This is a genomic window from Pseudomonas sp. Z2-11 (genome assembly GCF_054161305.1).
On the sequence record NZ_CP096395.1, the window covers coordinates 5,521,445 to 5,541,570 of the forward strand.

Annotated in this window: 29 protein-coding genes; all 29 read right to left on the reverse strand. The window is 55.5% G+C overall.

Annotation, left to right across the window (positions count from 1 at the left end; genetic code table 11):
* Positions 1-4: 4 nt before the first annotated feature.
* Positions 5-361 (reverse strand): 30S ribosomal protein S13, encoded by a 357-nt coding sequence (gene rpsM, locus M1E16_RS24550; RefSeq protein WP_009045849.1) that lies wholly within the window; start codon positions 359-361, stop codon positions 5-7.
* A gap of 130 nt (positions 362-491) precedes the next feature.
* Complete coding sequence (gene rpmJ / locus M1E16_RS24555) at positions 492-608, reverse strand: 50S ribosomal protein L36 (protein WP_002555468.1); 117 nt, start codon at positions 606-608, stop codon at positions 492-494.
* A gap of 30 nt (positions 609-638) precedes the next feature.
* Complete coding sequence (gene secY / locus M1E16_RS24560; protein ID WP_018612224.1) at positions 639-1,967, reverse strand: preprotein translocase subunit SecY; 1,329 nt, start codon at positions 1,965-1,967, stop codon at positions 639-641.
* On the reverse strand, positions 1,968-2,405 hold the full coding sequence (rplO, locus tag M1E16_RS24565; RefSeq protein ID WP_003186032.1) for a 50S ribosomal protein L15: 438 nt from the start codon (positions 2,403-2,405) through the stop codon (positions 1,968-1,970).
* A 3-nt stretch (positions 2,406-2,408) separates the two neighbouring features.
* A complete protein-coding gene (gene rpmD, locus M1E16_RS24570) occupies positions 2,409-2,585 on the reverse strand; it encodes a 50S ribosomal protein L30 (RefSeq protein ID WP_003176408.1) in 177 nt (58 codons plus the stop codon).
* Positions 2,586-2,587: 2 nt separating this feature from the next.
* Positions 2,588-3,088, reverse strand: coding sequence for a 30S ribosomal protein S5 (gene rpsE, locus M1E16_RS24575; protein WP_003186035.1), 501 nt, complete (start codon positions 3,086-3,088; stop codon positions 2,588-2,590).
* A 3-nt stretch (positions 3,089-3,091) separates the two neighbouring features.
* Entirely contained in the window at positions 3,092-3,442 is a 351-nt protein-coding gene (rplR, locus tag M1E16_RS24580; protein ID WP_003186037.1) for a 50S ribosomal protein L18, read from the reverse strand.
* A gap of 10 nt (positions 3,443-3,452) precedes the next feature.
* Positions 3,453-3,986: a 50S ribosomal protein L6 gene (gene rplF, locus M1E16_RS24585; RefSeq protein WP_003186039.1), complete on the reverse strand. Its 534-nt coding sequence runs from the start codon at positions 3,984-3,986 to the stop codon at positions 3,453-3,455.
* A gap of 12 nt (positions 3,987-3,998) precedes the next feature.
* The gene (gene rpsH, locus M1E16_RS24590) at positions 3,999-4,391 is read right to left on the reverse strand and encodes a 30S ribosomal protein S8 (RefSeq protein ID WP_003186040.1); all 393 of its coding nucleotides are present in this window, start codon (positions 4,389-4,391) and stop codon (positions 3,999-4,001) included.
* Between the two features lie 210 nt (positions 4,392-4,601).
* Positions 4,602-4,907 (reverse strand): 30S ribosomal protein S14, encoded by a 306-nt coding sequence (rpsN, locus tag M1E16_RS24595; protein WP_003186042.1) that lies wholly within the window; start codon positions 4,905-4,907, stop codon positions 4,602-4,604.
* A 13-nt stretch (positions 4,908-4,920) separates the two neighbouring features.
* Positions 4,921-5,460: a 50S ribosomal protein L5 gene (gene rplE / locus M1E16_RS24600; protein WP_030140492.1), complete on the reverse strand. Its 540-nt coding sequence runs from the start codon at positions 5,458-5,460 to the stop codon at positions 4,921-4,923.
* 22 nt (positions 5,461-5,482) lie between these two features.
* A complete protein-coding gene (rplX, locus tag M1E16_RS24605; protein WP_003176416.1) occupies positions 5,483-5,797 on the reverse strand; it encodes a 50S ribosomal protein L24 in 315 nt (104 codons plus the stop codon).
* An 11-nt stretch (positions 5,798-5,808) separates the two neighbouring features.
* Positions 5,809-6,177, reverse strand: a complete 369-nt coding sequence (gene rplN, locus M1E16_RS24610; RefSeq protein WP_002555479.1) for a 50S ribosomal protein L14 — start codon at positions 6,175-6,177, stop codon at positions 5,809-5,811.
* A gap of 23 nt (positions 6,178-6,200) precedes the next feature.
* A complete protein-coding gene (gene rpsQ, locus M1E16_RS24615) occupies positions 6,201-6,467 on the reverse strand; it encodes a 30S ribosomal protein S17 (protein ID WP_003194644.1) in 267 nt (88 codons plus the stop codon).
* Between the two features lie 2 nt (positions 6,468-6,469).
* On the reverse strand, positions 6,470-6,661 hold the full coding sequence (rpmC, locus tag M1E16_RS24620) for a 50S ribosomal protein L29 (protein ID WP_002555481.1): 192 nt from the start codon (positions 6,659-6,661) through the stop codon (positions 6,470-6,472).
* Positions 6,661-7,074, reverse strand: coding sequence for a 50S ribosomal protein L16 (gene rplP, locus M1E16_RS24625; RefSeq protein ID WP_003186052.1), 414 nt, complete (start codon positions 7,072-7,074; stop codon positions 6,661-6,663). Before rplP ends, rpmC begins: the two co-directional genes overlap by 1 nt.
* A 12-nt stretch (positions 7,075-7,086) precedes the next feature.
* A complete protein-coding gene (gene rpsC / locus M1E16_RS24630; RefSeq protein WP_003176422.1) occupies positions 7,087-7,773 on the reverse strand; it encodes a 30S ribosomal protein S3 in 687 nt (228 codons plus the stop codon).
* A 13-nt stretch (positions 7,774-7,786) separates the two neighbouring features.
* Entirely contained in the window at positions 7,787-8,119 is a 333-nt protein-coding gene (gene rplV, locus M1E16_RS24635; protein WP_003103908.1) for a 50S ribosomal protein L22, read from the reverse strand.
* Positions 8,120-8,130: 11 nt separating this feature from the next.
* Positions 8,131-8,406 carry a 30S ribosomal protein S19 gene (rpsS, locus tag M1E16_RS24640; protein WP_002555486.1) on the reverse strand — a complete coding sequence of 92 codons (276 nt, stop codon included), beginning with the start codon at positions 8,404-8,406 and terminating at the stop codon, positions 8,131-8,133.
* 16 nt (positions 8,407-8,422) lie between these two features.
* Complete coding sequence (rplB, locus tag M1E16_RS24645) at positions 8,423-9,247, reverse strand: 50S ribosomal protein L2 (RefSeq protein WP_003186055.1); 825 nt, start codon at positions 9,245-9,247, stop codon at positions 8,423-8,425.
* Between the two features lie 14 nt (positions 9,248-9,261).
* Positions 9,262-9,561 (reverse strand): 50S ribosomal protein L23, encoded by a 300-nt coding sequence (rplW, locus tag M1E16_RS24650; protein WP_002555488.1) that lies wholly within the window; start codon positions 9,559-9,561, stop codon positions 9,262-9,264.
* Positions 9,558-10,160, reverse strand: a complete 603-nt coding sequence (gene rplD, locus M1E16_RS24655) for a 50S ribosomal protein L4 (RefSeq protein ID WP_003186057.1) — start codon at positions 10,158-10,160, stop codon at positions 9,558-9,560. The genes rplW and rplD overlap by 4 nt, the downstream gene beginning before the upstream one ends.
* 12 nt (positions 10,161-10,172) lie before the next feature.
* Complete coding sequence (gene rplC, locus M1E16_RS24660; RefSeq protein WP_003186059.1) at positions 10,173-10,808, reverse strand: 50S ribosomal protein L3; 636 nt, start codon at positions 10,806-10,808, stop codon at positions 10,173-10,175.
* 80 nt (positions 10,809-10,888) lie between these two features.
* A complete protein-coding gene (gene rpsJ / locus M1E16_RS24665; RefSeq protein ID WP_003186070.1) occupies positions 10,889-11,200 on the reverse strand; it encodes a 30S ribosomal protein S10 in 312 nt (103 codons plus the stop codon).
* A 157-nt stretch (positions 11,201-11,357) separates the two neighbouring features.
* A complete protein-coding gene (gene tuf, locus M1E16_RS24670; RefSeq protein WP_003186071.1) occupies positions 11,358-12,551 on the reverse strand; it encodes an elongation factor Tu in 1,194 nt (397 codons plus the stop codon).
* A 30-nt stretch (positions 12,552-12,581) separates the two neighbouring features.
* Positions 12,582-14,687 (reverse strand): elongation factor G, encoded by a 2,106-nt coding sequence (fusA, locus tag M1E16_RS24675; RefSeq protein ID WP_053125865.1) that lies wholly within the window; start codon positions 14,685-14,687, stop codon positions 12,582-12,584.
* A 30-nt stretch (positions 14,688-14,717) separates the two neighbouring features.
* Positions 14,718-15,188, reverse strand: coding sequence for a 30S ribosomal protein S7 (gene rpsG / locus M1E16_RS24680; RefSeq protein ID WP_003186074.1), 471 nt, complete (start codon positions 15,186-15,188; stop codon positions 14,718-14,720).
* Positions 15,189-15,290: 102 nt separating this feature from the next.
* Positions 15,291-15,662 carry a 30S ribosomal protein S12 gene (gene rpsL, locus M1E16_RS24685; protein ID WP_003186084.1) on the reverse strand — a complete coding sequence of 124 codons (372 nt, stop codon included), beginning with the start codon at positions 15,660-15,662 and terminating at the stop codon, positions 15,291-15,293.
* A gap of 216 nt (positions 15,663-15,878) precedes the next feature.
* On the reverse strand, positions 15,879-20,078 hold the full coding sequence (rpoC, locus tag M1E16_RS24690; protein ID WP_434627776.1) for a DNA-directed RNA polymerase subunit beta': 4,200 nt from the start codon (positions 20,076-20,078) through the stop codon (positions 15,879-15,881).
* Positions 20,079-20,126 lie beyond the last annotated feature (48 nt).

Genomic DNA, 20,126 nt, shown 5'->3' on the forward strand with positions numbered 1-20,126 from the left:
GCGATTACTTGCGGATCGGCTTACGCGGACCTTTACGGGTACGCGCGTTGGTCTTGGTACGCTGACCGCGTACTGGCAGACCACGACGATGACGCAGACCGCGATAGCAACCGAGGTCCATCAAGCGCTTGATTTTCATGTTGATTTCGCGACGCAGGTCACCTTCAGTGGTGAACTTCGCCACTTCGCCACGCAGCTGTTCAATTTGCTCGTCGCTCAGATCCTTGATCTTTGCTGCTGGGTTGACCCCAGTCTCTGCACAAATTTTCTGTGCAGTAGTGCGACCAACACCATAGATGTAGGTCAGCGAGATAACAGTATGCTTGTTATCTGGAATGTTGACGCCTGCAATACGGGCCATTCAGTGGGACTCCAATTGACAGCTACCTACGCCCCGGAAGCCAAGAAATAGGGCGCGAGATAATATCGCTGTAATAACAAATAATCAACCCGGCAGCGCACTAGCTGCCGGGCTTAAAGCACAATCACACTCAGCCTTGGCGCTGTTTGTGACGCGGTTCCGCGCTGCAAATTACCCGAACAACACCTTCGCGGCGAATAATCTTGCAGTTACGGCACAGCTTTTTCACCGATGCACGAACTTTCATCACCAACTCCTCGAACCTTATGGACGCTACTCAGCGCAACATGCCGCTGCCGTAGCCCTTCAGGTTGGCTTTCTTCATCAGGGATTCGTACTGGTGCGAAACGAGGTGCGATTGTACTTGGGACATGAAGTCCATCACAACCACGACCACGATCAGCAACGAGGTCCCGCCAAGGTAGAACGGAACGTTTGCCGCAACCACCAGGAACTGGGGAAGCAAGCACACGGCCGTCATGTAAAGAGCACCGAACAAGGTCAAACGCGTCAGAACGCCATCAATGTAGCGCGCCGACTGCTCGCCCGGACGGATACCCGGAATAAAGGCACCGGACTTCTTCAGGTTTTCCGCTACGTCTTTCGGATTGAACATCAACGCCGTATAGAAGAAGCAGAAGAAAATAATCCCTGCACTAAACAGCAGAATATTCAACGGCTGACCAGGAGCGATCGACTGCGAGATGTCCTGCAACCAGCCCATACCTTCAGACTGGCCGAACCAGGCACCCAACGAAGCCGGGAACAGCAAGATGCTGCTCGCGAAAATGGCCGGGATAACGCCGGCCATGTTCACCTTCAACGGCAAGTGGCTGGTCTGCGCAGCAAAAACCTTGCGGCCCTGCTGACGCTTGGCGTAGTGAACAGCGATACGACGCTGGCCACGCTCAATGAACACCACGAAACCGATAATCGCTACTGCCAGCAAACCGATGGCAACCAGGGCGAAGATGTTGATATCACCCTGACGCGCAGACTCGAAAGACTGCCCGATCGCTCTCGGAAGACCGGCGACGATACCTGCGAAGATCAACATCGAGATACCGTTGCCAACACCACGCTCAGTAATCTGCTCACCCAGCCACATCATGAACATCGCACCCGCCACAAAAGTGGTTACCGCGACGAAATGGAAGCCAAAGTCACCAGTGAACGCTACGCCCTGCCCCGCTAGACCGATGGACATGCCAACAGCCTGGACGAGAGCGAGGACGACAGTGAGGTAGCGGGTGTACTGGCTGATCTTGCGACGGCCAGCTTCACCTTCCTTCTTCAACTGCTCCAGCTGCGGGCTGACAGCGGACATCAGCTGCATGATGATCGATGCCGAAATATACGGCATGATCCCCAGTGCAAAGATGCTCATCCGCTCCAGCGCGCCGCCGGAAAACATGTTGAACAAGCTAAGAATGGTCCCCTCATTCTGTCGAAACAGGTCCGCGAGTCGGTCCGGGTTGATACCTGGAACCGGGATGTGTGCGCCTATTCGGTAGACGATAATCGCCAGGAACAGAAAACGCAGACGAGCCCAGAGTTCAGACATACCGCCTTTGCCGAGCGCAGAGAGAGCACCTTGCTTAGCCATTTATTCCTCGAACTTGCCGCCAGCTGCTTCGATAGCCGCACGCGCACCTTTGGTGGCGCCGATTCCCTTTCCGATGGTGACAGCACGAGCAACTTCGCCCGACAGCATGATTTTCACACGCTGTACGTTCTGGTTGATCACGTTGGCATCCTTCAGGGACTGCACGGTGACGATGTCGCCATCCACCTTGGCCAGCTCGGACAGACGCACTTCTGCGCGGTCCATGGCTTTCAGGGAAACGAAACCGAACTTCGGCAGGCGACGATGCAGCGGCTGTTGACCGCCTTCAAAGCCTGGAGCAATAGTGCCACCGGAGCGGGAGGTCTGACCCTTGTGGCCACGGCCACCGGTCTTGCCCAAACCACTACCGATACCACGGCCCGGACGATGCTTTTCGCGACGGGAACCCGGCGCTGGACTCAGATCATTGAGTTTCATCGATTAACCCTCGACACGCAGCATGTAGTAAGCCTTGTTGATCATCCCGCGATTCTCGGGAGTATCCTGGACTTCTACAGTGTGACCGATGCGACGCAGACCCAGACCCTTAACGCACAGTTTGTGGTTAGGGATGCGGCCGGTCATGCTTTTGATCAGCGTAACTTTTACGGTAGCCATGATCAGAAGATCTCCTTGACGCTTTTGCCACGCTTGGCGGCAATGGATTCAGGAGACTGCATTGCTTTCAAACCCTTGAAGGTGGCGTGAACCACGTTTACCGGGTTAGTCGAGCCGTAGCACTTGGCCAGAACGTTCTGAACGCCAGCAACTTCGAGGACAGCACGCATAGCGCCGCCAGCGATGATACCGGTACCTTCAGAAGCAGGCTGCATGTACACCTTCGAAGCGCCATGGGCAGACTTCATTGCGTACTGCAGGGTGGTGCCGTTCAGATCAACCTGGATCATGTTGCGGCGAGCAGCTTCCATTGCCTTCTGGATCGCAGCAGGCACTTCACGCGACTTGCCACGGCCGAAGCCAACACGCCCTTTACCATCACCTACCACGGTCAACGCGGTGAAAGTGAAGATACGGCCGCCTTTAACGGTTTTGGCTACGCGGTTAACTTGAACCAGCTTCTCGATGTAGCCTTCGTCGCGCTTTTGGTCGTTATTTGACATAACTTAGAACTCCAGCCCAGCTTCACGAGCAGCATCAGCCAGCGCCTTGACGCGGCCGTGGTACTTGAAGCCAGAGCGGTCGAAAGCCACCTGCGAGACGCCAGCGGCTTTAGCACGCGTAGCGACCAGCTGGCCAACCTTAGTGGCCGCGTCGATGTTGCCAGTGGCGCCATCACGCAGTTCTTTATCCAAAGTCGAGGCACTTGCCAGGACTTTGTTGCCGTCGGCCGAAATGACCTGGGCGTAGATGTGCTGCGACGAGCGGAACACGCAGAGACGCACGACTTCGAGTTCGTGCATTTTCAGGCGTGCTTTGCGAGCGCGACGCAGTCGAGTAACTTTTTTGTCGGTCATTTGCTATGCCCTACTTCTTCTTGGCTTCTTTACGACGGACGACTTCGTCCGCGTAGCGCACACCTTTGCCTTTGTACGGCTCTGGTGGACGGAAGTCGCGGATCTCGGCGGCCACTTGACCTACCAGCTGCTTGTCGATGCCCTTGATCAGGATATCGGTCTGGCTAGGAGTCTCAGCGGTGATGCCTTCCGGCAGTTCATAATCCACTGGGTGCGAGAAGCCAAGAGCCAGGTTCAGCACTGTGCCTTTTGCTTGCGCTTTGTAACCAACACCGACCAGCTGGAGCTTGCGCTCGAAGCCTTGGCTTACGCCTTGGACCATGTTGTTTACCAACGCACGAGTGGTACCAGCCATTGCGCGAGTCTGCTGATCGCCATTGCGAGCAGCGAAACGCAGCTCACCAGCTTCTTCAACGATCTCAACGGACGAATGGATGTTCAGTTGCAGAGTGCCCTTGGCACCCTTCACCGAAAGCTGTTGGCCTGCGAATTTGACTTCGACACCGGCTGGCAGCTTAACGGGGTTCTTAGCGACGCGTGACATGCTTATCCCCCCTTAGAACACAGTGCAAAGAACTTCGCCGCCGACACCGGCAGCGCGCGCAGCACGATCCGTCATCACACCTTTGTTGGTGGAGACGATAGACACACCGAGACCGCCACGAACTTTTGGCAGATCATCGACGGACTTGTACTGACGCAGGCCTGGACGGCTAACGCGCTTCACTTCCTCGATGACCGGACGGCCTTCGAAGTACTTAAGCTCGATGGACAGCAGAGGCTTGATTTCGCTGCTGATCTGATAACCCGCAATGTAACCTTCGTCCTTCAGGACTTTGGCAACAGCTACCTTCAACGTAGAAGATGGCATGCTTACGACGGACTTTTCAGCCATCTGGGCATTACGGATACGAGTTAGCATGTCCGCTAACGGGTCCTGCATACTCATGGGCTAGACGCTCCTAATACACAAAAAATTAGCCTTTCGGCTAGTACGTGTCGCCGAGCGCATCCGTGCAATAAAAACACGGGCTCAGGCGAGCCGGGTATTCTAGACACACCCCACAAATGAATCAAGCCCCAAAAGGGGCTTGATTCAAGTTCAAGGTCACCGGTGGTCAGGATCTTGCGATACCGACCGCCGCGACTTTGACAGTGCTTACCAGCTGGCCTTGACCAGACCTGGAACGTCACCACGCATTGCAGCTTGACGCAGCATGTTACGGCCGAGGCCGAACTTGCGGTACACGCCGTGCGGACGACCAGTCAGGCGGCAGCGGTTACGCATGCGCGAAGCGCTGGCGTCACGTGGCTGCTTCTGCAGTGCTACGGTAGCTTCCCAACGCGCTTCTGGACTTGCGTTCAGATCAACGATGATAGCTTTCAGCGCTGCACGCTTGGTGGCGTACTTGGCAACGGTGAGCTGACGCTTCAGCTCACGGTTCTTCATGCTCTTCTTGGCCATTGTCCTACTCCAATCAGTTGCGGAACGGGAATTTGAAAGCACGCAGCAGTGCGCGACCTTCTTCATCCGTCCGAGCAGTGGTGGTCAGGGTAATGTCCAGACCGCGGAGAGCGTCGATCTTGTCGTAATCGATTTCCGGGAAGATGATCTGCTCTTTCACGCCCATGCTGTAGTTGCCACGACCATCGAAGGACTTGGCATTCAGGCCGCGGAAGTCGCGAACCCGAGGCAGGGAGATCGACAGCAGACGATCCAGGAACTCGTACATACGCTCACGGCGCAGGGTCACTTTGACGCCGATCGGCCAACCTTCACGGACTTTGAAGCCAGCGATGGATTTCCGAGCGTAAGTCACAACGACTTTCTGACCGGTGATCTTTTCCAGGTCGGCTACAGCGTGCTCGATGACTTTTTTGTCGCCGATCGCTTCGCCCAGACCCATGTTCAGGGTGATTTTGGTAACGCGCGGAACTTCCATCACGTTCGAAAGCTTAAGTTCTTCCTTAAGCTTCGGTGCGATTTCCTTCCGGTAAATCTCTTTTAGTCGTGCCATGGTCTCATCTACCTAGCAGTGTTCAAGCATCAACCGCTTTTTGGGTCGACTTGAAGACACGAATTTTCTTGCCGTCTTCTACTTTGAAACCAACGCGGTCAGCCTTGTTGGTTTCGCCGTTGAAAATGGCGACGTTAGAAGCATCCAGTGGAGCTTCTTTTTCGACGATACCGCCCTGCACGCCCGACATCGGGTTAGGCTTGGTATGACGCTTGACCAGGTTCAGACCGCCAATAACCAAACGGTTGTTAGCGAGAACCTTAAGCACCTTACCGCGCTTACCTTTGTCTTTGCCGGCGATCACGATGATCTCGTCGTCACGACGAATCTTTTGCATGTCGGATCTCCTTACAGCACTTCTGGGGCGAGCGAGACGATCTTCATGAACTTCTCAGTACGAAGTTCACGGGTCACTGGCCCAAAGATACGGGTGCCGATTGGCTCTTGCTTGTTGTTCAGCAGAACAGCAGCGTTGCCATCAAAGCGGATGATGGAGCCGTCAGCACGACGAACACCATGGCGAGTGCGGACTACAACAGCAGTCATCACTTGACCTTTCTTCACCTTACCGCGAGGAATTGCTTCCTTGACGGTAACTTTGATGATGTCACCGATACCAGCGTAACGACGATGGGAGCCACCCAGCACCTTGATGCACATAACACGGCGAGCGCCGCTGTTATCGGCCACATCGAGCATGGATTGAGTCTGAATCATATAATTTCTCCGACCCCTAGCCCTTAGACTTCCACAGCGCGTTCGAGAACATCAACCAGCGCCCAAGACTTGGTCTTGGCCATCGGACGAGTTTCACGAATAGTGACTTTGTCGCCGATGTGGCACTGATTGGTTTCGTCGTGCGCGTGCAGCTTAGTCGAACGCTTAACGTATTTACCGTAGATCGGGTGCTTAACGCGACGCTCGATCAGAACGGTGATGGTTTTGTCCATCTTGTCGCTGACAACACGGCCAGTCAGCGTACGGACAGTTTTTTCGGCTTCAGCCATGATTACTTACCTGCCTGCTGGTTGAGCACAGTTTTCACGCGAGCGATGTCACGCTTAACTTGCGAGAGCAGATGAGACTGCCCCAACTGGCCAGTTGCTTTCTGCATACGCAGATTGAACTGGTCGCGCAGCAGGCCGAGCAGTTGCTCGTTCAGCTGCTGTGCTGATTTTTCACGAAGTTCATTCGCTTTCATCACATCACCGTCCGTTTAACAAAGGAGGTGGCGAGCGGCAGCTTTGCAGCAGCCAGGGCGAAAGCCTCACGCGCCAGCTCTTCAGAAACACCCTCGATTTCATACAGGACTTTGCCTGGCTGAATCTGGGCAACCCAGTACTCCACGTTACCCTTACCTTTACCCATCCGAACTTCGAGTGGCTTCTTGGTGACAGGCTTGTCCGGGAATACACGGATCCAGATCTTGCCGCCACGTTTTACGTGACGGGTCAGAGCACGACGCGCTGACTCGATCTGACGAGCGGTGAGACGACCACGAGCAACAGACTTCAGCGCGAACTCGCCGAAGCTGACTTTGCTACCGCGCAATGCCAGGCCACGGTTGTGACCGGTCATCTGCTTGCGGAACTTCGTACGCTTTGGTTGCAACATTTGGCGTACCCCTTACTTAGCAGCTTTTTTACGAGGCGCTGGTGCTTGTGGTTTCAGTTCTTCTTGGCGACCACCAATTACTTCGCCTTTGAAGATCCAAACCTTTACACCGATCACACCGTAGGTGGTGTGAGCTTCGTAGTTGGCATAGTCGATGTCGGCACGCAGGGTGTGCAGTGGCACACGACCTTCGCGATACCATTCAGTACGTGCGATTTCAGCACCGCCGAGACGACCGCTCACTTGGATTTTGATGCCTTTGGCACCAATGCGCATGGCGTTCTGTACAGCGCGCTTCATAGCGCGACGGAACATTACGCGACGCTCCAGCTGCTGAGCTACGCTCTGCGCAACCAGCATACCGTCGAGCTCCGGCTTGCGGATCTCTTCGATATTGATGTGCACAGGCACACCCATTTGCTTGGTCAGGTCCTGACGCAGTTTCTCAACATCTTCACCTTTCTTCCCGATAACGATACCTGGACGAGCGGTGTGGATGGTGATACGTGCAGTCTGAGCCGGACGATGGATATCGATACGGCTGACGGACGCGCTTTTTAGTTTGTCTTGGAGATACTCACGCACCTTCAGATCAGCGAACAAGTAGTCCGCATAAGTCCGACCGTCTGCGTACCAGACGGAGGTGTGCTCCTTGACGATTCCCAGGCGAATGCCAATGGGATGTACTTTCTGACCCATCTCTTCGACTCCGTTACTTGTCAGCAACCTTGACAGTGATATGGCAAGACCGCTTGACGATGCGATCAGCACGGCCTTTGGCACGTGGCATGATGCGCTTCAGCGAACGCCCTTCGTTGACGAAAACGGTGCTGACCTTCAGGTCATCAACGTCTGCGCCTTCGTTATGCTCGGCGTTGGCTACGGCCGACTCCAGCACTTTTTTCATGATCTCGGCGGCTTTCTTACTGCTGAAAGCCAACAGGTTGAGCGCTTCGCCCACCTTCTTCCCGCGGATCTGGTCGGCGACCAAGCGGGCTTTCTGGGCGGAGATTCGAGCGCCCGACAACTTAGCGGCTACTTCCATTTCCTTACCCCTTAACGCTTGGCTTTCTTGTCAGCCACGTGCCCACGATATGTGCGGGTACCGGCAAACTCGCCCAGTTTGTGGCCGACCATGTCTTCGTTCACGAGAACTGGGACGTGCTGGCGACCGTTGTGTACAGCGATGGTCAGACCGACCATCTGTGGCAGGATCATCGAACGACGCGACCAGGTCTTAACTGGTTTGCGATCGTTCTTTTCCGCCGCCACTTCGATCTTCTTCAGTAGGTGAAGATCAATAAAAGGACCTTTTTTCAGAGAACGTGGCACTGTCGTATCCCTCTATTTACTTGCGACGACGGACGATCATTTTGTCGGTACGCTTATTACCACGAGTCTTCGCGCCCTTAGTCGGGAAGCCCCATGGCGATACCGGATGACGACCACCAGAGGTACGACCTTCACCACCACCATGTGGGTGGTCAACCGGGTTCATGGCAACACCACGAACGGTTGGGCGAACGCCACGCCAGCGCTTGGCACCAGCTTTACCCAACGAACGCAGGCTGTGCTCGGAGTTCGAGACTTCGCCCAGGGTCGCACGGCATTCAGCCAGGACTTTACGCATCTCACCAGAACGCAGACGCAGGGTCACGTAGACACCTTCACGAGCGATCAGCTGAGCCGAAGCACCAGCGGAACGAGCGATTTGCGCGCCTTTACCTGGCTTCAATTCGATGCCGTGTACGGTGCTACCAACTGGAATGTTGCGCAGTTGCAGAGCGTTGCCCGGCTTGATCGGTGCCAGGGCACCTGCGATCAGCTGGTCGCCAGCGCTCACGCCTTTAGGGGCGATGATGTAGCGACGCTCGCCATCTGCGTACAGCAGCAGAGCGATGTGAGCAGTACGGTTTGGATCGTATTCGATACGCTCGACGGTGGCAGCGATGCCATCCTTGTCGTTGCGACGGAAGTCGACCAGACGATAATGCTGCTTATGACCACCACCAATGTGACGAGTGGTAATACGGCCATTGTTGTTACGACCACCAGACTTCGATTTTTTCTCGAGCAGCGGTGCGTGAGGAGCGCCTTTATGCAGCTCCTGGTTGACCACCTTGACCACAAAACGGCGGCCAGGGGAAGTCGGTTTGCATTTAACGATTGCCATGATGCACCCCTTCCTTACTCAGCACTGCTGCTGAAATCGAGATCTTGGCCTGGCTGAAGGGAGATAACTGCCTTCTTCCAGTCATTACGCTTGCCCAGACCGCGAGCAGTGCGCTTGCTCTTACCCAGAACGTTCAGGGTAGTAACGCGCTCTACTTTCACGCTGAACAGGCTTTCGACGGCCTTCTTGATTTCCAGCTTGGTTGCATCGGTTGCAACCTTGAAAACGAACTGGCCTTTCTTGTCTGCCAGAACCGTAGCCTTCTCGGAAACGTGCGGGCCAAGCAGAACTTTAAATACGCGTTCCTGGTTCATCCCAGCAGCTCCTCGAATTTCTTCACGGCCGACACGGTGATCAACACCTTGTCGTATGCGATCAGACTGACCGGATCGGAACCCTGCACGTCACGGACATCGACGTGTGGCAGGTTGCGAGCAGCCAGGTACAGGTTCTGATCAACAGCGTCAGACACGATCAGGACGTCAGTCAGGCCCATGCCATTCAGCTTGTTCAGCAGATCTTTGGTTTTCGGTGCTTCAACAGCGAAGTCCTGAACCACGACCAGACGATCAGTACGCACCAGCTCAGCAAGGATGGAACGCATTGCTGCGCGATACATCTTCTTGTTCAGCTTCTGGGAGTGATCCTGAGGACGAGCTGCGAAAGTGGTACCGCCGCCACGCCAGATTGGGCTACGGATAGTACCGGCACGAGCACGGCCAGTACCTTTCTGACGCCATGGGCGCTTACCGCCACCAGAAACGTCGGAACGGGTCTTTTGCTGCTTGCTACCTTGACGGCCGCCGGCCATGTAGGCCACGACTGCTTGGTGAACCAGCGTCTCGTTGAATTCGCCGCCAAATGTCAGTTCGGAAACTTCGATCGCTTGAGCGTCATTTACATTTAATTGCATGTCAGCTTCCCCTTAACCGCGAGCCTTGGCTGCTGGACGTACAACCAAGTTGCCGCCAGTAGCGCCAGGAACAGCGCCCTTGACCAACAACAGATTGCGTTCAGCGTCCACGCGCACTACTTCGAGGGACTGCACGGTCACGCGCTCGGCGCCCATATGACCGGACATTTTTTTGCCCTTGAATACACGACCAGGAGTCTGGCACTGGCCGATAGAGCCTGGAACGCGGTGGGATACGGAGTTACCGTGGGTGTTATCTTGCCCGCGGAAGTTCCAACGCTTGATCGTACCCTGGAAGCCTTTACCCTTGGACTGACCGGTTACATCAACCAGTTGACCAGCAGCGAAGATTTCAGCGTTGATCAGATCGCCGGCCTGGTACTCGCCTTCTTCAAGGCGGAATTCCATTACGGTACGACCAGCGGCAACGTTCGCCTTGGCGAAGTGGCCAGCTTGAGCAGCTGTTACACGCGAAGCACGACGCTCGCCGACAGTGACTTGCACTGCACGATAGCCATCGGTCTCTTCAGTTTTGAACTGGGTGACGCGATTCGGCTCGATCTCAATGACCGTGACCGGAATGGAGACACCTTCTTCGGTGAAAATACGGGTCATACCGCATTTACGACCGACTACACCAATAGTCATGTTGTAAACCTCATGAGTGTACGGGGCTTTCACCCGCTATGGCCGCCCATTTCAGAGCGTTACACGACTAAGACCGAGTCTTAGCCGAGGCTGATCTGCACTTCCACACCGGCCGCAAGATCGAGCTTCATAAGAGCATCAACGGTTTTATCCGTTGGCTGGACGATGTCCAGAACACGCTTATGAGTACGGATCTCGTACTGGTCACGCGCGTCTTTGTTGACGTGCGGGGAGACCAGAACGGTGAACCGCTCTTTACGGGTAGGCAGTGGAATTGGACCACGCACTTGAGCACCAGTACGTTTCGCGGTTTCCACGATTTCCTGGGTGGATTGGTCGATCAGGCGATGGTCGAAAGCCTTCAACCTGATACGGATTTGCTGATTTTGCATTGGATTTCAGACTCCGGCTGCTATTCCCACCGGGCGCAATACGCCCGTTAAAAGGAGGCGCAATTCTATAGACGCCCCCGATAGGTGTCAACCCAATAAAAAAGCCCCCGCTAAGCGGGGGCTTTTCAACTCACCGAGTCAACTCTACAAGAGAGTCTTACTCGATGATTTTGGCTACGACGCCAGCGCCGACGGTACGACCGCCTTCACGGATAGCGAAACGCAGACCGTCTTCCATTGCGATGGTCTTGATCAGGGTGACAACCATTTTGATGTTGTCGCCTGGCATTACCATTTCAACGCCTTCCGGCAGCTCGCAGTTACCGGTCACGTCAGTGGTCCGGAAGTAGAACTGTGGACGGTAGCCTTTGAAGAACGGAGTGTGACGACCGCCTTCTTCTTTGCTCAGAACGTACACTTCAGCTTCGAACTTGGTGTGCGGCTTGACCGAACCCGGCTTAACCAGAACCTGGCCACGCTCAACGTCGTCACGCTTGGTACCACGCAACAGAACGCCGCAGTTCTCGCCAGCACGACCTTCGTCGAGCAGCTTACGGAACATTTCAACACCGGTGCAGGTGGTGACGGTGGTGTCACGCAGACCTACGATTTCCAGCGGATCCTGAACCTTGACGATACCGCGCTCGATACGACCAGTCACAACAGTACCGCGACCGGAGATCGAGAATACGTCTTCGATAGGCATCAGGAACGGCTTGTCGATAACACGAACTGGCTCTGGGATGTAGCTGTCCAGAGTTTCTACCAGACGCTTCACAGCGGTGGTACCCATTTCGTTGTCGTCCTGGCCGTTCAGAGCCATCAGAGCCGAACCGATGATGATTGGGGTGTCATCACCTGGGAAGTCGTAAGTGCTCAGCAGATCGCGCACTTCCATCTCAACCAGCTCCAGCAGCTCAGCGTCGTCAACCATGTCAGCCTTGTTCAGGAAGACAACGATGTACGGAACGCCTACCTGACGGGACAGCAGGATGTGCTCACGGGTTTGTGGCATCGGACCATCGGCGGCCGAGCAAACCAGGATCGCGCCGTCCATCTGGGCAGCACCGGTGATCATGTTCTTCACATAGTCAGCGTGACCTGGGCAGTCAACGTGAGCGTAGTGACGAATCGAAGAGTTGTACTCAACGTGCGCGGTGTTGATGGTGATACCACGAGCCTTTTCTTCCGGAGCGCTGTCGATTTTGTCGAAAGCAACAACGGCCGAACCGAAAACTTCGGAGCAGACGCGAGTCAGAGCAGCGGTCAGAGTGGTTTTACCGTGGTCAACGTGACCAATGGTGCCAACGTTGACGTGCGGTAGGGAACGATCAAATTTTTCTTTAGCCACGACAATTAACTCCTTGCCTAAAGGGCTGAATCAGCCTTGCTTTTTAGTAACAGTCTCGACGATATGCGACGGAGCTGTATTGTATTTTTTGAATTCCATAGAGTAGCTTGCGCGACCCTGAGACATGGAACGAACGTCGGTCGCGTAACCGAACATTTCACCCAACGGAACCTCGGCGCGGATAACCTTGCCGGAAACCGTATCTTCCATACCCAGAATCATGCCACGACGACGGTTAAGGTCGCCCATGACATCACCCATGTAGTCTTCAGGCGTAACGACTTCTACTGCCATGATCGGCTCGAGCAACTCACCACCGCCCTTCTGGGCCAGTTGCTTGGTTGCCATGGAAGCAGCCACCTTGAACGCCATCTCGTTGGAGTCGACGTCGTGGTAAGAACCATCAAACACTGTTGCCTTCAGGCCGATCAGCGGATAGCCGGCAACAACGCCGTTCTTCATCTGCTCTTCGATACCCTTCTGGATCGCCGGGATGTATTCCTTAGGAACAACACCACCTACGACTTCGTTCACGAATTGCAGACCTTCCTGACCTTCGTCAGCCGGTGCAAAACGGATCCAGCAGTGACCGAACTGGCCACGACCGCCGGATTGGCGAACGAACTTGCCTTCGATTTCACAGTTCTTCGTGATGCGCTCACGATAGGAAACCTGAGGCTTGCCGATGTTGGCTTCGACGTTGAACTCACGGCGCATCCGGTCAACCAGGATGTCCAGGTGCAGCTCGCCCATGCCGGAGATGATCGTCTGACCAGTCTCTTCATCAGTCTTGACGCGGAAAGACGGGTCTTCCTGAGCAAGTTTGCCCAGAGCGATACCCATTTTTTCCTGGTCATCCTTGGTCTTGGGCTCAACGGCAACCGAAATAACCGGCTCCGGGAAGTCCATGCGAACCAGGATGATTGGCTTGTCAGCGTTGCACAAGGTTTCGCCAGTGGTGACGTCCTTCATGCCGATCAAGGCAGCGATGTCACCAGCGCGTACTTCCTTGATTTCTTCACGGGCGTTTGCGTGCATCTGCACCATACGACCCACACGCTCTTTCTTGCCTTTGACCGAGTTGATCACGCCGTCGCCGGAGGCCAACACGCCCGAGTAAACCCGAACAAAGGTCAAGGTACCCACGAATGGGTCGGTAGCGATCTTGAATGCCAAAGCCGCGAACGGCTCGTCGTCACTTGCATGACGCTCCATTTCCTCTTCCTCGTTATCCGGGTTGGAACCCTTGATAGCGGGAATGTCGGTTGGAGCAGGCAGGAAGTCGATAACGGCGTCGAGAACCAGGGGAACACCCTTGTTCTTGAAGGAAGAACCGCAAACAGCCAGAACGATCTCACCAGCGATAGTACGCTGACGCAGAGCGGCCTTGATTTCCTCGTTGGTGAGTTCTTCACCCTCAAGGTACTTGTTCATCAGCTCTTCGTTGGCTTCGGCCGCAGCCTCGACCATGTTGCCGCGCCACTTCTCGGCTTCTTCCAGCAATTCAGCAGGAATGTCCTTGCGAACAGGAACCATGCCCTTGTCGGAATCGTTCCAGTAGACAGCTTGCATGTTGATCAGATCGATCTGACCCTGGAAGTTGTCTTCGGAACCGATAGCCAACTGGATCGGCACCGGAGTGTGACCCAGACGCTGCTTGATCTGAGCGATCACGCGCAGGAAGTTGGCACCAGCACGGTCCATCTTGTTTACGTAAACAAGACGTGGAACGCCGTATTTGTTGGCCTGACGCCATACGGTTTCCGACTGAGGCTCAACACCCGAAGTACCGCAGAACACAACGACCGCGCCGTCGAGTACACGCAGGGAACGTTCAACTTCAATGGTGAAGTCTACGTGGCCCGGGGTATCGATTACGTTGAAGCGATGCTCGTGCGGGTACTGCTTCTCGGAACCTTTCCAGAAGGCGGTGATAGCAGCAGAAGTAATGGTAATACCACGCTCCTGCTCCTGCACCATCCAGTCTGTGGTCGCGGCGCCGTCATGCACCTCGCCCATTTTGTGACTTTTGCCGGTGTAAAAAAGGACGCGCTCGGTGGTGGTGGTCTTACCAGCATCCACGTGAGCAACGATACCGATGTTACGGTAGCGATTAATCGGTGTAGTACGAGCCATAAAGCCCTCGCAAATTGAGTGACGCTAAAATTAGAAGCGGTAGTGCGAGAAAGCCTTGTTGGCTTCAGCCATACGGTGCACGTCTTCACGCTTCTTAACTGCAGCACCTTTACCTTCAGCAGCGTCCAACAGTTCACCAGCCAAACGCAGAGCCATGGACTTCTCGCCGCGCTTGCGGGCGAAGTCTACCAGCCAGCGCATTGCCAGGGCGTTACGACGGGAAGGACGAACTTCGACCGGAACCTGGTAAGTAGCACCGCCTACACGGCGCGACTTCACTTCGACCAGCGGAGCGATGGCGTCGAGAGCTTTCTCGAAGATTTCCAGGGGATCGCTGTTCTTGCGTTCCTTAACTTTGTCCAGTGCGCCATAAACAATACGCTCGGCAACGGCTTTCTTGCCGCTCTCCATAACGTGGTTCATGAACTTGGCGAGGATCTGGCTTCCGTATTTCGGATCGTCCAGAATCTCACGTTTGGCTGCTACGCGACGTCTTGGCATGATAAGCCCTCAAGCGGTCTTCAGGTTAGCCCGGGACAGCTCACGCTTGCCCGACCTTACTCTTATCGACTCAATAAAAATGAAAAACTGCAAAACGACCGATTACTTCGGACGCTTGGTACCGTACTTCGAACGACCCTGGTTACGACCTTTGACGCCGGAAGTATCCAAAGAACCGCGGACGGTGTGGTAACGAACACCTGGCAAGTCTTTTACACGACCGCCGCGGATCAGTACCACGCTGTGCTCTTGCAGGTTGTGGCCTTCACCGCCGATGTACGAGGAAACCTCGAAACCGTTGGTCAGACGCACACGGCATACTTTACGCAGTGCCGAGTTAGGTTTTTTCGGCGTGGTGGTATACACACGGGTGCATACGCCACGACGTTGCGGGCAGTTCTGCAGCGCAGGCACGTCGGATTTCTCGACGATACGCTTACGCGGCTGACGTACCAGCTGGTTGATAGTTGCCATCTACTAGCTCCACTGTTGTCTTGCGACGCTATTGTCTTACAAGAAAAGCAAAATGGCAGGAACGAATTCCCGCCAAATTTAGGGGATCAAGAGTCTAAAGAGGATCTTGTCCCCAGTCAAGGCAAGGCCCCAACCTCCCCACCCGCCGGATCTCGACAATTTGTCTCGATCCGCCGAATGGAGCGACCAGGGCCAGGCACTCAATCAGCGCAGAACTCAGTTACCACTCGAGTTCAGTGCCTCGGTCAGTGCAGCTTCCACTTCACTGGCGCTTACGCGCAACGGCTTGTCTGCTTCACGGCGGCGCTTGCGCTCGCTGTGGTAGGCCAAACCGGTACCGGCCGGGATCAGACGACCCACGACCACGTTTTCTTTCAGGCCGCGCAGGTAGTCGCGCTTGCCGGTTACCGCCGCTTCGGTCAGTACGCGGGTGGTTTCCTGGAAGGAAGCCGCCGAGATGAACGATTCGGTGGACAACGACGCCTTGGTGATACCCAGCAGCACACGAGTGAACTTGGACACGAACTTGTCGTCCGCACCCAGGCGCTCGTTTTCCACCAGTACGTGAGTCAGTTCCATCTGGTCGCCCTTGATGAAACTGGAATCGCCGGATTCAGCGATTTCAACTTTACGCAGCATCTGACGCAGGATGGTCTCGATGTGCTTATCGTTGATCTTCACGCCTTGCAGGCGGTAAACGTCCTGGATCTCGTTCACGATGTACTTGGCCAGCGCACTCACACCCAGCAGACGCAGGATGTCGTGTGGATCGCTCGGGCCGTCGGAGATAACTTCGCCGCGGTTTACCTGTTCGCCTTCGAAGACGTTCAGGTGACGCCACTTCGGAATCAGCTCTTCGTACGGATCGGTACCGTCGTTCGGGGTAATGACCAGACGGCGCTTGCCCTTGGTTTCTTTACCGAACGCGATGGTGCCGCTGACTTCAGCCAGAATCGAGGCCTCTTTCGGACGACGAGCTTCGAACAAGTCGGCAACACGCGGCAGACCACCGGTGATGTCACGGGTCTTCGAAGTTTCTTGCGGGATACGCGCGATAACATCACCGATCGCGATCTTCGCACCATCCGCTACACCGACCAGGGCGTTGGCTGGCAGGAAGTACTGAGCGATTACGTCAGTGCCTGGCAGCAACAGATCCTTGCCGTTGTCATCGACCATCTTCACAGCAGGACGGATGTCCTTGCCGGCAGCTGGACGATCTTTCGCGTCGAGTACTTCAATGTTGGTCATACCGGTCAATTCGTCAGTCTGACGCTTGATCGTGATGCCTTCTTCCATGCCCACGTAGGTCACGGTACCTTTCATCTCGGTGACGATTGGGTGAGTGTGCGGATCCCACTTGGCCACGATGGCACCAGCGTCAACCTTGTCACCTTCCTTCACCGAAATCACAGCACCGTACGGCAGCTTGTAGCGCTCGCGCTCGCGACCGAAGTCGTCGGCAATCGCCAGCTCACCGGAACGGGACACAGCCACCAGGTGACCGTCGACACGCTCAACGTGCTTCAGGTTGTGCAGACGGACGGTACCGCCATTCTTCACCTGAACGCTGTCTGCCGCGGAGGTCCGGCTTGCCGCACCACCGATGTGGAACGTACGCATGGTCAGCTGGGTACCCGGCTCACCGATGGACTGGGCAGCGATAACGCCGACCGCTTCACCGATGTTCACCTGGTGACCACGAGCCAGATCGCGGCCGTAGCACTTGGCGCAGATGCCGTAGCGGGTTTCGCAGCTGATCGGCGAACGCACGATCACTTCGTCGATGCTGTTGAGCTCGATGAACTCGACCCACTTCTCGTCAACCAGGGTGCCAGCAGGAACGATGACGTCCTCGGTACCCGGCTTGAATACGTCACGGGCAATGACACGACCCAATACGCGCTCACCCAGCGGCTCGACAACGTCACCGCCTTCAATGTGCGGTGTCATGACCAGACCGTGTTCGGTGCCGCAATCGATCTCGGTCACAACCAGATCCTGCGCCACGTCTACCAGACGACGGGTCAGGTAACCGGAGTTCGCGGTTTTCAACGCGGTATCCGCAAGACCCTTACGAGCACCGTGAGTGGAGATGAAGTACTGAAGTACGCTCAAACCTTCACGGAAGTTCGCGGTAATCGGCGTCTCGATGATGGAGCCGTCCGGCTTGGCCATCAGGCCACGCATACCGGCGAGCTGACGGATCTGCGCAGCAGAACCCCGCGCACCCGAGTCGGCCATCATGTACATCGAGTTGAACGATTCCTGGTCGACTTCGTTGCCGTGGCGATCGATGACTTTCTCTTTCGAGAGGTTGGCCATCATTGCCTTGGATACTTCGTCGTTCGCCTTCGACCAGAGGTCGATCACCTTGTTGTACTTCTCGCCCTGGGTTACCAGGCCGGACGCGTACTGGCTCTCGATCTCTTTCACTTCCTCGGTGGCAGCACCGATGATGCGGGCTTTTTCATCAGGGATAACGAAGTCGTTAACACCGATGGAAACGCCGGAGATGGTCGAATAGGCAAAACCGGTGTACATCAGCTGGTCGGCGAAGATCACGGTCTCTTTCAAACCAACCACGCGGTAGCACTGGTTGATCAGCTTGGAGATCGCCTTTTTCTTCATCGGCAGGTTGACGACGTCAAACGACAAGCCAGGTGGAACAACCTGGAACAACAGCGCACGACCAACAGTGGTGTCGACGATGCGAGTGTTCTTGACGCTGCCACCATCACGATCGTTAACGGTTTCGTTGATCCGCACCTTGACCTTGGCGTGCAGTGCGGCTTCGCCGGCACGGAACACCCGGTCAACTTCCTGCAGGTCCGCGAACACACGACCTTCGCCCTTGGCGTTGATCGCTTCACGAGTCATGTAGTACAGACCCAATACAACGTCCTGCGACGGAACGATGATTGGCTCACCGTTGGCTGGCGACAGGATGTTGTTGGTCGACATCATCAACGCACGCGCTTCGAGCTGGGCTTCCAGCGTCAGCGGTACGTGTACGGCCATCTGGTCGCCGTCGAAGTCGGCGTTGTACGCAGCACAGACCAGAGGGTGCAGCTGGATAGCCTTGCCTTCGATCAGTACCGGTTCAAACGCCTGGATACCCAGACGGTGAAGGGTCGGTGCACGGTTGAGCAGCACCGGGTGTTCGCGAATCACTTCGGCAAGAACGTCCCAGACCTCTGGCAGCTCGCGCTCGACCATTTTCTTGGCAGCTTTGATGGTGGTAGCGAGACCACGCATTTCCAGCTTGCCGAAAATGAACGGCTTGAACAGTTCCAGTGCCATCTTCTTAGGCAGACCGCACTGGTGCAGACGCAGGGTCGGACCTACGGTAATTACCGAACGACCCGAGTAGTCAACACGCTTACCGAGCAAGTTCTGACGGAAACGACCTTGCTTACCCTTGATCATGTCAGCCAGGGATTTCAGAGGACGCTTGTTCGAACCAGTGATAGCGCGACCACGACGACCGTTGTCGAGCAGTGCGTCGACCGCTTCCTGCAACATACGCTTTTCGTTGCGCACGATGATGTCCGGAGCGGACAGATCGAGCAGGCGCTTCAAGCGGTTGTTACGGTTGATCACTCGACGATACAGATCGTTGAGGTCGGAAGTCGCGAAACGACCGCCATCCAGCGGGACCAGTGGACGCAGATCTGGCGGCAGAACCGGCAGAACGGTCAGCACCATCCACTCTGGCAGGTTGCCGGAACCCTGGAAGGCTTCCATCAACTTCAGACGCTTGGACAGCTTCTTGATCTTGGTTTCGGAGTTGGTTTGCGGAATCTCTTCGCGCAGGCGACCAATCTCGTGCTCCAGGTCGATAGCGTGCAGCAGCTCGCGGACAGCTTCGGCACCCATGCGGGCATCGAAATCGTCGCCAAACTCTTCCAGCGCTTCGAAGTATTGCTCGTCGTTGAGCAACTGACCTTTTTCAAGGGTGGTCATGCCTGGATCGATAACGACATAGCTCTCGAAGTAGAGAACGCGCTCGATATCACGCAGGGTCATGTCCATCAGCAAGCCGATACGGGACGGCAGCGATTTCAGGAACCAGATGTGGGCAACCGGCGAAGCCAGCTCGATGTGCGCCATGCGCTCACGACGAACTTTTGCCAGCGCAACTTCAACGCCGCACTTCTCGCAGATCACGCCGCGATGCTTCAAGCGCTTGTACTTACCGCACAGGCACTCGTAATCCTTTACCGGGCCAAAGATCTTGGCGCAGAACAGGCCGTCACGCTCGGGTTTGAACGTACGGTAGTTGATGGTTTCCGGCTTTTTAACTTCACCGAACGACCACGAACGGATCATCTCAGGCGAGGCCAATCCAATACGGATGGCGTCGAACTCTTCGACTTGACCCTGGTTTTTCAGCAAATTCAGTAGGTCTTTCAAGGCCTTTCCTCCTGGCGGAGCAGAGAGCGGGCAAGACAGCCCCGCTCT

Bases quoted from the DNA above. Each gene is read 5' to 3' on its own strand.
- rpsM (WP_009045849.1), bottom strand. From the start codon at position 361: ATGGCCCGTATTGCAGGCGTCAACATTCCAGATAACAAGCATACTGTT.
- rpmJ (WP_002555468.1), bottom strand. From the start codon at position 608: ATGAAAGTTCGTGCATCGGTGAAAAAGCTGTGCCGTAACTGCAAGATT.
- secY (WP_018612224.1), bottom strand. From the start codon at position 1,967: ATGGCTAAGCAAGGTGCTCTCTCTGCGCTCGGCAAAGGCGGTATGTCT.
- rplO (WP_003186032.1), bottom strand. From the start codon at position 2,405: ATGAAACTCAATGATCTGAGTCCAGCGCCGGGTTCCCGTCGCGAAAAG.
- rpmD (WP_003176408.1), bottom strand. From the start codon at position 2,585: ATGGCTACCGTAAAAGTTACGCTGATCAAAAGCATGACCGGCCGCATC.
- rpsE (WP_003186035.1), bottom strand. From the start codon at position 3,088: ATGTCAAATAACGACCAAAAGCGCGACGAAGGCTACATCGAGAAGCTG.
- rplR (WP_003186037.1), bottom strand. From the start codon at position 3,442: ATGACCGACAAAAAAGTTACTCGACTGCGTCGCGCTCGCAAAGCACGC.
- rplF (WP_003186039.1), bottom strand. From the start codon at position 3,986: ATGTCACGCGTCGCTAAGAACCCCGTTAAGCTGCCAGCCGGTGTCGAA.
- rpsH (WP_003186040.1), bottom strand. From the start codon at position 4,391: ATGAGTATGCAGGACCCGTTAGCGGACATGCTAACTCGTATCCGTAAT.
- rpsN (WP_003186042.1), bottom strand. From the start codon at position 4,907: ATGGCCAAGAAGAGCATGAAGAACCGTGAGCTGAAGCGTCAGCTCACC.
- rplE (WP_030140492.1), bottom strand. From the start codon at position 5,460: ATGGCACGACTAAAAGAGATTTACCGGAAGGAAATCGCACCGAAGCTT.
- rplX (WP_003176416.1), bottom strand. From the start codon at position 5,797: ATGCAAAAGATTCGTCGTGACGACGAGATCATCGTGATCGCCGGCAAA.
- rplN (WP_002555479.1), bottom strand. From the start codon at position 6,177: ATGATTCAGACTCAATCCATGCTCGATGTGGCCGATAACAGCGGCGCT.
- rpsQ (WP_003194644.1), bottom strand. From the start codon at position 6,467: ATGGCTGAAGCCGAAAAAACTGTCCGTACGCTGACTGGCCGTGTTGTC.
- rpmC (WP_002555481.1), bottom strand. From the start codon at position 6,661: ATGAAAGCGAATGAACTTCGTGAAAAATCAGCACAGCAGCTGAACGAG.
- rplP (WP_003186052.1), bottom strand. From the start codon at position 7,074: ATGTTGCAACCAAAGCGTACGAAGTTCCGCAAGCAGATGACCGGTCAC.
- rpsC (WP_003176422.1), bottom strand. From the start codon at position 7,773: ATGGGTCAGAAAGTACATCCCATTGGCATTCGCCTGGGAATCGTCAAG.
- rplV (WP_003103908.1), bottom strand. From the start codon at position 8,119: ATGGAAGTAGCCGCTAAGTTGTCGGGCGCTCGAATCTCCGCCCAGAAA.
- rplB (WP_003186055.1), bottom strand. From the start codon at position 9,247: ATGGCAATCGTTAAATGCAAACCGACTTCCCCTGGCCGCCGTTTTGTG.
- rplW (WP_002555488.1), bottom strand. From the start codon at position 9,561: ATGAACCAGGAACGCGTATTTAAAGTTCTGCTTGGCCCGCACGTTTCC.
- rplD (WP_003186057.1), bottom strand. From the start codon at position 10,160: ATGCAATTAAATGTAAATGACGCTCAAGCGATCGAAGTTTCCGAACTG.
- rplC (WP_003186059.1), bottom strand. From the start codon at position 10,808: ATGACTATTGGTGTAGTCGGTCGTAAATGCGGTATGACCCGTATTTTC.
- rpsJ (WP_003186070.1), bottom strand. From the start codon at position 11,200: ATGCAAAATCAGCAAATCCGTATCAGGTTGAAGGCTTTCGACCATCGC.
- fusA (WP_053125865.1), bottom strand. From the start codon at position 14,687: ATGGCTCGTACTACACCGATTAATCGCTACCGTAACATCGGTATCGTT.
- rpsG (WP_003186074.1), bottom strand. From the start codon at position 15,188: ATGCCAAGACGTCGCGTAGCAGCCAAACGTGAGATTCTGGACGATCCG.
- rpsL (WP_003186084.1), bottom strand. From the start codon at position 15,662: ATGGCAACTATCAACCAGCTGGTACGTCAGCCGCGTAAGCGTATCGTC.